General features: G+C 47.0%; 7 protein-coding genes and 1 pseudogene. 3 read left to right on the forward strand and 5 right to left on the reverse strand.

What is annotated here, in order from left to right:
* On the reverse strand, positions 1-259 hold a 259-nt coding region (locus tag VIM87_RS06025; RefSeq protein WP_331996105.1), incomplete at its 3' end, for a DUF1349 domain-containing protein.
* A gap of 105 nt (positions 260-364) precedes the next feature.
* Entirely contained in the window at positions 365-562 is a 198-nt protein-coding gene (locus tag VIM87_RS06030; protein ID WP_331996106.1) for a hypothetical protein, read from the reverse strand.
* A gap of 89 nt (positions 563-651) precedes the next feature.
* Between VIM87_RS06030 and VIM87_RS06035 the strand changes: the two genes are divergently transcribed.
* Complete coding sequence (locus tag VIM87_RS06035) at positions 652-1,059, forward strand: NUDIX domain-containing protein (RefSeq protein ID WP_331996107.1); 408 nt, start codon at positions 652-654, stop codon at positions 1,057-1,059.
* Between the two features lie 6 nt (positions 1,060-1,065).
* Here the strand turns inward: VIM87_RS06035 and VIM87_RS06040 are convergent, their stop codons facing one another.
* The 3 genes from VIM87_RS06040 to VIM87_RS06050 all read right to left on the reverse strand — a co-directional run bounded on the left by VIM87_RS06040 (position 1,066) and on the right by VIM87_RS06050 (position 3,976).
* The gene (locus VIM87_RS06040; protein WP_331996108.1) at positions 1,066-2,328 is read right to left on the reverse strand and encodes a divalent metal cation transporter; all 1,263 of its coding nucleotides are present in this window, start codon (positions 2,326-2,328) and stop codon (positions 1,066-1,068) included.
* A gap of 214 nt (positions 2,329-2,542) precedes the next feature.
* Positions 2,543-3,295, reverse strand: a complete 753-nt coding sequence (locus VIM87_RS06045) for an SDR family oxidoreductase (RefSeq protein ID WP_331996109.1) — start codon at positions 3,293-3,295, stop codon at positions 2,543-2,545.
* Positions 3,296-3,391: 96 nt separating this feature from the next.
* On the reverse strand, positions 3,392-3,976 hold the full coding sequence (locus VIM87_RS06050; RefSeq protein WP_331996110.1) for a Crp/Fnr family transcriptional regulator: 585 nt from the start codon (positions 3,974-3,976) through the stop codon (positions 3,392-3,394).
* Between the two features lie 60 nt (positions 3,977-4,036).
* Here VIM87_RS06050 and VIM87_RS06055 point away from each other — a divergent pair, with 60 nt between their 5' ends.
* Both VIM87_RS06055 and VIM87_RS06060 read left to right on the forward strand, forming a co-directional pair.
* Positions 4,037-4,810 carry a helix-turn-helix domain-containing protein gene (locus tag VIM87_RS06055; RefSeq protein WP_331996111.1) on the forward strand — a complete coding sequence of 258 codons (774 nt, stop codon included), beginning with the start codon at positions 4,037-4,039 and terminating at the stop codon, positions 4,808-4,810.
* Between the two features lie 86 nt (positions 4,811-4,896).
* Positions 4,897-5,089 (forward strand): annotated as a pseudogene (locus tag VIM87_RS06060) (hypothetical protein); the annotation flags it as partial.

Consider the following 5,089-nt stretch of genomic DNA (forward strand, 5'->3'; position numbering starts at 1 on the left):
CTTTATAAGCGCCGGTTAATTTCACTTTTGCTTCAAACTCCCCTCCGTAAGTGGCATAATAGAACGGAGCATCATCTACCGTAAATCCATAATGGGATATGCGCCAGTAATCGCTTTGCGGCGTTACCGTCATGCTCAGGCTATTGTTTTTGACCTCCCATTTTTCCGGTTCATTGAACCATAACATTTTGTTGAGGCTTTGGGCTAATGTAACCTGTACCGTACATACCGTGAGAATGCTTAAAATAATTTTTTTCATTTTTTGATGCTTTTAATTAGGCTATTGATCTATGGAATAAGATGGTTTGGTAGATGGAGTGATAAGCAAGGAGCTTAAACGGGCCGCCCTAGCGGATCATACTATTTACCAGTTCAGGAAATTCTTTAATTTCGGATGGGTAATTAACTTATAAAGTATACCCACAATAGCCAGGATGTTGGAGATCCAGGCAGCCATCAGCAGGTTACTTGCACCTGGCCAATGCTGGATCTTGAAAACCGCAGCCGTGAAGTATAACAGGAAGCTGATAAACAGGAGAATAATAAAATGTTTGAGTTTCATGGGTTAAAATTAAAGCATTGCAATATAGACAATATTTTCATGTATCTCCCGGCTTGCAGGATCCGGCTTTAAGTTATAAAATTGCACTCATGAAAAAGGAATTGCATTGCGCGGGATTGATCGTAGTAAAAGACAGGCAATTGCTGCTGGCTTTCAGTAACAACAAACAGGCCTGGTACCTGCCCGGCGGTAAGGTAGATGCCGGTGAAACCGCCGTGAACGGGCTGCAACGGGAAGTAGCAGAAGAGCTGAACATCCACATCCCCCTGGATGAGCTGCAGTGGTATCATCATATTTCCGCACCTGCTTTTGGAGAAAATGCGCTGCAAATGCAGCAGGATTGTTTCATACATCAGCTTACACAAACACCGGTACCCTCTTCAGAGATCGGTGCAGTTAAATATTTCAGCCTGGCTGATTATAAAAAAGAGCCGCAGCAGGTGCCGGGCGTATTAATAGCTTTTGAAAAATTAAGGGAAGATGGTTTGGTGGATTAAGCACACTTATTTAAACTGGTAATACACCAGCGCCACGGCGCTCACCAGCATCAGTATAAAAGTTAATACTCCCAGCACATTCGACAACGTGGTATTGGTATGTTTACCCATGATCTTTTTGTTGTTGCAGATATGGATGATGATAGCGATCATCACCGGCGCCGTTAACCCATACAACACTGCCGTGTACAGCAAGGCATGCACCGGGCTGATGCCCGAAAACTCCAGCAGCAAACCCACCAGCAGCGCAACAATAATGGAAATATAAAAACCTTTGGCCCGCTGGAATTTTTTGTCAAGCCCCTGCTGCCAGTTAAAAGCTTCTGCCAGTACATACGACATAGAGCCCGCCAATACCGGGATAGCCAGGAAGCCCGTGCCCAGCACGCCAATGCTAAAAAGTATGTAGGTAAGCTTACCGGTGAGTGGTTCCAGCGCTTTCGCCGCCTGGTCAATGGAAGTAATATTCCGCACGCCTGCTTTATACAACACCGCGCCGGTAGTAACGATCATGAAGAACATCACCAGGTTGGAGAACAACATACCGGTGTTCACATCTGTTGTCATATCGCTGAGGATGCGTTTATTCACCATCACCTTTTTTTCGTGTTTCATATCCTCCGCTTCCATAGTAGCCTGCCAGAAAAATAGGTAAGGCGAAATAGTAGTACCCAGTATGGCTACCAGGATAAGCAGGTATTCTTTATCTGCATGAAAGGTTGGAATAAGGGTATGCTTGCCAATATCTTTCCAGTCGGCATGCACCATAAAAGGAACTATCATGTACAGGAACAGGGTAATGCACAGCCATTTGAGGATGCGCGTAATTTTACCATAAGGGTATTTAATGATCACGAACAGCAGGATGCCTGTAAAGATGATGCTGAACGCCCATGCCGGAACGCGCGGCAGCAGCAGGTTGGCCACAGCGCCCATGCCCTGTATATCAGCACCGATGTTTAAAAGAATAGCCGGGAAGCTGAAGAGCATCATTGCAAATAATATAACCCGGGGATAATGTTTACGGAGAATGCCGGAGAGCCCTTCCTTTGTTACCATGCCAATGCGGGCGCACATACCCTGTATAGCAGCCATTAATGGAAAAGTGATCAGGGCCGTCCACAGGGTAGTGAACTTAAAACCTGCACCGGCCTGTGTGTAGGTAATAATGCCGGAGGGATCATCATCACTGGCGCCGGTGATCAATCCCGGTCCTAATATTCTCAGGAACTTTTTAATGCGTGATCCCCTGGTGGTTTTTTTATTCAAATGAACAGGTGTTAGGTAGATGTATAAATGCTAAGGGGCAATTCATATACCATTCCTGTAAAGGCCGGCATTTACAGGGTTAGAGCCTGGGAAGGCATTTAAACTGAGTAAGTTATTCTACAGTTCAGGTGGCTGAGGGGGTACGCTTGCCGGCAGGAATCAGGGGGTAAGGGGCTGACTGCTATATTGAAAAACACAGCAATCAGCCCTCTTTTTATAGTGAACGTAAACCGCCGTCCACCAATAGTTCTGCACCGATCATGTACGCAGATTCATCTGAAGCCAGGTACAAAGCCGCTGCAGCTATTTCAGCAGGAGCAGCTATTCGTTTGGCAGGAGTAAAGGCGGCCATGCCATCGGCCATTGCCCGGGCTTCTTCTTTGCTGCCGCTCACCGATTCAAAAACAGGCGTATCTACAGGACCGGGCGTTAGCGCGTTCACACGGATCTTCCGGTCCAGCAGCTCCGCGGAAAAGCTGCGCGCCAGGGAACGTACGGCTGCTTTGGATGCAGCGTAAGCCGCATGGTTAGGTACGCCCTTTTCATTTACGGTAGAGGAGATCAGTATGACAGCAGCACCATCATTCAGGAAGGGTAATGCTTTTTGCACGGTAAAAAAGGTGCCTTTGAAATTAATGTCACTTACGGTATCAAACATTGTTTCCGTGAAGTTGGCTAAGGGCGCCAATACATATACCGCAGCATTGGCCACCAGCACATCGGCCTTACCCCATTTTTCGTGCACGGTCTTATATAAGCGGTCCAGGTCTGCCAGGTTGGCCACATCGCCCTGGATGCCTATGGCATCGGGACCAATAGCTGCTATTGCTTTATTAAGGTTGGCCTGGTTACGGCCGGTAATGGCCACCTTTGCACCTTCTGCGGCAAATAATTTTGCGGTTGCTAATCCAATACCACTGCTGCCGCCGGTTACAATGGCTACTTTGTTCTTAAGTTTTGCTGACATATACTTTGCATTTTTGATAACACAAAGTTGCCGCTCATCAGCCATCCGGAAAATGAACCAGTTAATGCAAATTGCTTGAACTACTTCAATTTTTTCCTACACTTTATTGTTGCGTATTTTGGAAAGGAACTCGGTGCTCATACCCAGGTAAGAGGCCAGGGCGTACTGTGGCAGCCGGTTTAGCACCAGAGGGTACCGGTCTGCAAAATCCTGGTAACGTTCTTTGGCGGTACGGGTAAGGGCGGAGATGATCCTGCGCTGCTGGAAAGCAGCCGTGCGCTCAGCCATGATCCTGAAAATGGTTTCAAATTTATGGTTCGCTGCCTTGAGCATTTTTTCACTTTCAAAATCCAGCTGTAAAATAAGGCTGTCTTCAATAGCCGTTACAAACATGGTGGCCGGCTGCTGGTATATATAGCTGTTGTAGTCTGTGATCCACCAGTCCTCCACTGCAAACTGTATGGTATTATCTATGCCATTTTCATCTGTTACATAAGCCCGCAGGGCGCCCTGCACCACATAGTTACGGTGTTTGGCCACATACTCCGGCTGAATAATGAACTGTTTCCTTTTCACCTTTTTTAACCGGAACCTGGAAATTATCATGTCGCATTCCTCCGTGGTTAAAGGCGCCCTGGATTGCAGGTGTGTTTGTAAAATTGCGTAAGGATCAGTGTTCATTCGTTCTCTTTTTTCGGCTGATATGTTTAAATTAGCGAAAATTTATAAATGTAACCGGGGATGAATATACAAACCCTGCTTCCTCCTCCTTCCATTGCCCGTTATGTAAGTGATATCGTGGTCATTGAACATGATCATGTGCGGCGTGAAACCGTGCTGCCGCTCATTGCCAGAGGCTATCCCAGCATCACCTTCCAGCTTACGGGCGGCCCTATGCAACCAGATAACCTGGTGCTGTACGGACAAAACATTAAGCCCATTGAATTACATATAGCCGGTCAGGTGACCATGATCGCCTATTTCCTGTACCCCTTTGTATTAAAGCCCTTATTCGGATGGCATGCCCGGGAGCTCACAGACCTGGGTATTGACCTGAGCCTTTCAGAACCCGCCAGGGGCATGCGCCTCAAAGAACAGCTGCTGAACGCCGTTACTTTAAAACAGCGTTTGCAGCTCATGGATAGTTATGTGTTAAAGCTTAGCGGTATGAACAACCCCGATGTAAATAACTCCATTTCCTTTGCCACGCAGGTGATCCGGCAGAGCAAAGGGCTGGTATCCCTCACAAATGTACAGAAGGAGCTGTATGTAACAGAACGTACCTTGCAGCGCATGTTTGAGCTGCATATAGGTGTTTCCCCCAAAACCTTCAGCCGCATTTGCCAGTTCCATTCAGCACTGCAGCAATTGAGCCGGGGCCAGTTCGCCGGCATGGCGGATATTGCCTATGCAAATGGCTATGCAGACCAGAGCCACCTGATCCGCGCATTTAAAGAATTCACCAATTATACTCCCCTCGAATATTTAAAAGGCGCCAGCGATTTTGCCGGCTAAAAAGCCCCCTTTCCAAAAATGTCGGGTTTGTTCTATCCCAGGGAAGCAGGGTGCTGTTACTTTGTATGCATAAAACAACGAAACATATGAGAAAATTAGTAGTATCAACCTGGATGTCTTTAGACGGTATTTTTGACGCAGAAACAATGGGGCAGTGGTTTAACCCTTATGACAGTGAAAGCCGCCAAACGTATATCCGTGACGGTATCCTGGGCAGCGATGCCATCCTCTTCGGCCGCAAGACCTTTGAAATGCTGGCCCCTTACTGGTCTGCACAAA

Origin of the sequence: Chitinophaga sp. (assembly GCF_036569125.1) — a bacterium.
GTDB lineage: Bacteria > Bacteroidota > Bacteroidia > Chitinophagales > Chitinophagaceae > Chitinophaga.